The 3,219-nt window shown below is 53.0% G+C and carries 1 protein-coding gene; it reads left to right on the top strand.

Annotated elements, in window-relative coordinates:
- Positions 1-193 precede the first annotated feature (193 nt).
- A complete protein-coding gene (locus MFF07_RS22805) occupies positions 194-3,046 on the top strand; it encodes a hypothetical protein (RefSeq protein ID WP_238228584.1) in 2,853 nt (950 codons plus the stop codon).
- Positions 3,047-3,219 lie beyond the last annotated feature (173 nt).

Raw genomic sequence — 3,219 nt, 5'->3', positions numbered from 1 at the left:
CAACGAAGGAGCCAGGACTGCCCTATCTGTCGTGACCTGGACCAAAGACATGGTCACACGGTACACCCCAGAAGGAACAGAAGAATGGTCCGCCGCCTTGATGATGTGCGTCTTAGCCAACGTTACATTCCCATGCTCAGAGCCCGCATGTGCACCCTGTTGCTATGAAAAACAACCAGAACAGACACTGAGGATGTTGGAGGACAACGTGGACCGCCCGGGCTACTACGACCTGCTCGAGGCCACGATGACGTGTAACAACAGTGCACGCCACCGTCGCAGTGTGACGGACCACTTCAATGTCTACAAGGCCACGAAACCGTACCTAGCGTATTGCGCGGACTGCGGAGACGGGCAGTTCTGTTACAGCCCGGTGGCTATAGAAAAAATTAGGGATGAGGCTTCCGATGGCATGATAAAGATCCAGGTCGCAGCGCAAATTGGCATCAACAAAGGAGGAACACACGAACACAGCAAAATCAGGTACATCGCCGGGCATGACATGAAAGAGGCAAACCGGGATTCTTTACAAGTGCATACTTCCGGTGTGTGCGCTATTCGAGGCACGATGGGCCACTTCATCGTGGCCTACTGCCCTCCAGGGGGCGAACTAAAGGTCCAGTTCCAAGATGCAGAATCGCACACACAGGCCTGCAAAGTGCAGTACAAACACGCTCCGGCCCCAGTAGGCAGAGAAAAATTCACCGTCAGGCCCCACTTCGGTATCGAAGTGCCATGCACAACGTACCAGCTGACTACCGCACCGACGGAGGAAGAGATCTACATGCATACCCCACCGGATATCCCAGACATAACGTTGCTGTCGCAGCGGTCAGGTAACGTAAAGATCACAGCAGGAGGAAAAACCATCAGATACAACTGCACGTGTGGTAGTGGCAACGTGGGCACCACCAGTAGCGACAAGACTATCAATTCGTGCAAAATAGCACAGTGCCACGCTGCGGTGACTAACCACGATAAGTGGCAGTACACCTCCTCGTTTGTCCCTAGAGCCGACCAGTTGTCTCGCAAAGGTAAAGTGCACGTACCCTTCCCTCTGACCAACTCCACATGCAGGGTGCCCCTTGCACGTGCACCAGGTGTCACATACGGAAAGAGAGAACTGACAGTGAAACTGCATCCAGATCATCCCACGCTGTTGACGTACCGGAGTCTAGGAGCAGATCCGCGTCCGTATGAGGAGTGGATAGACCGATACGTCGAACGGACCATACCGGTGACCGAAGATGGGATAGAGTACAGATGGGGAAACAACCCACCCGTGCGCTTGTGGGCCCAGCTGACAACTGAAGGCAAACCCCATGGGTGGCCGCACGAGATCATACTCTATTACTATGGGCTATACCCAGCAGCCACCATCGTCGCTGTCTCAGCCGCGTGTCTCGCAGTCGTACTATCGCTGCTGGCGTCATGTTACATGTTCGCCACTGCACGCCGCAAGTGCCTGACCCCATACGCCCTGACCCCCGGAGCCGTCGTCCCGGTAACACTAGGAGTACTATGCTGCGCACCACGAGCGCATGCCGCGTCGTTTGCGGAATCTATGGCGTATCTATGGGATGAGAATCAAACCCTGTTTTGGCTGGAGCTTGCAACGCCGCTCGCTGCCATAATCATACTTGTATGCTGCCTGAAGAACCTGCTTTGCTGCTGCAAACCGCTATCTTTTTTAGTGTTGGTGAGCCTGGGAACTCCCGTCGTAAAATCTTACGAACACACCGCAACGATCCCGAATGTGGTGGGATTCCCGTATAAGGCTCACATTGAGAGGAACGGCTTCTCCCCGATGACCCTACAGCTTGAGGTACTTGGAACCAGCTTGGAACCCACACTAAACTTAGAGTACATAACCTGTGAATACAAGACAGTCGTGCCGTCACCTTATATCAAGTGCTGCGGGACATCAGAATGCAGATCCATGGAGCGCCCCGACTATCAATGCCAGGTCTACACAGGAGTGTACCCATTTATGTGGGGCGGCGCATACTGCTTCTGCGACACTGAGAACACCCAGCTGAGTGAAGCATACGTTGACAGATCGGACGTATGCAAGCACGACCATGCCGCGGCCTACAAGGCGCATACTGCGGCAATGAAAGCCACCATCCGAATAAGCTACGGGAACCTCAATCAGACAACAACGGCGTTCGTCAACGGGGAGCACACAGTGACCGTCGGAGGCAGCAGGTTTACTTTTGGTCCAATCTCCACTGCCTGGACGCCTTTCGACAACAAGATTGTCGTCTATAAGAACGACGTCTACAACCTGGACTTCCCACCCTACGGGTCAGGACAACCAGGAAGGTTTGGAGACATCCAGAGCAGGACGGTAGAGAGCAAGGACCTGTATGCCAACACCGCCCTCAAGTTGTCAAGACCTTCGTCCGGTACTGTTCACGTGCCTTACACACAGACCCCTTCTGGCTTTAAGTACTGGATAAAAGAGAGAGGCACGTCGCTGAATGACAAGGCTCCCTTTGGATGCGTAATCAAGACCAACCCAGTTAGAGCAGAAAATTGCGCCGTTGGCAACATCCCAGTCTCCATGGACATCCCGGACTCCGCGTTTACGCGCGTGATTGATGCACCTGCCGTCACAAACCTGGAGTGCCAAGTGGCGGTCTGCACGCACTCATCGGACTTCGGCGGGATTGCGACTCTGACTTTCAAAACCGACAAACCCGGAAAATGTGCTGTCCATTCTCATTCGAACGTAGCCACCATACAGGAGGCAGCTGTGGACATCAAAACAGATGGCAAGATAACCCTGCATTTCTCTACAGCATCAGCATCCCCGGCATTCAAGGTATCTGTGTGCAGTGCCAAAACGACATGCATGGCAGCGTGTGAGCCGCCGAAGGATCACATCGTCCCTTATGGGGCGAGCCATAACAACCAAGTTTTTCCTGACATGTCTGGCACGGCAATGACATGGGTGCAGCGGGTAGCTGGCGGATTCGGCGGGCTAACACTCGCCGCTGTGGCAGTACTTATACTGGTGACGTGTGTGACTATGCGCCGCTAACCGGGAGGCTTGACATAATGTATATATATAAGCATCATAGTTTTAATAAAGCATATAAATAATCAAGTAGATCAAAGGGCTACCTAACCCCTGAATAGTAACAAAACGCAAAATACAAAAACATTAGTTCAAAGGGCCAGTAACCCCTGAATAGCTGTCTCTTATACACATCT

Origin of the sequence: Methylobacterium thuringiense (assembly GCF_022179645.1) — a bacterium.
GTDB classification, from domain to species: Bacteria; Pseudomonadota; Alphaproteobacteria; order Rhizobiales; family Beijerinckiaceae; genus Methylobacterium; species Methylobacterium thuringiense.
This window is presented reverse-complemented; position numbering and strand designations above follow the sequence as displayed.

Coding starts and splice junctions, on each gene's coding strand:
- MFF07_RS22805 (WP_238228584.1), top strand. CDS start 194: ATGTTGGAGGACAACGTGGACCGCCCGGGCTACTACGACCTGCTCGAG.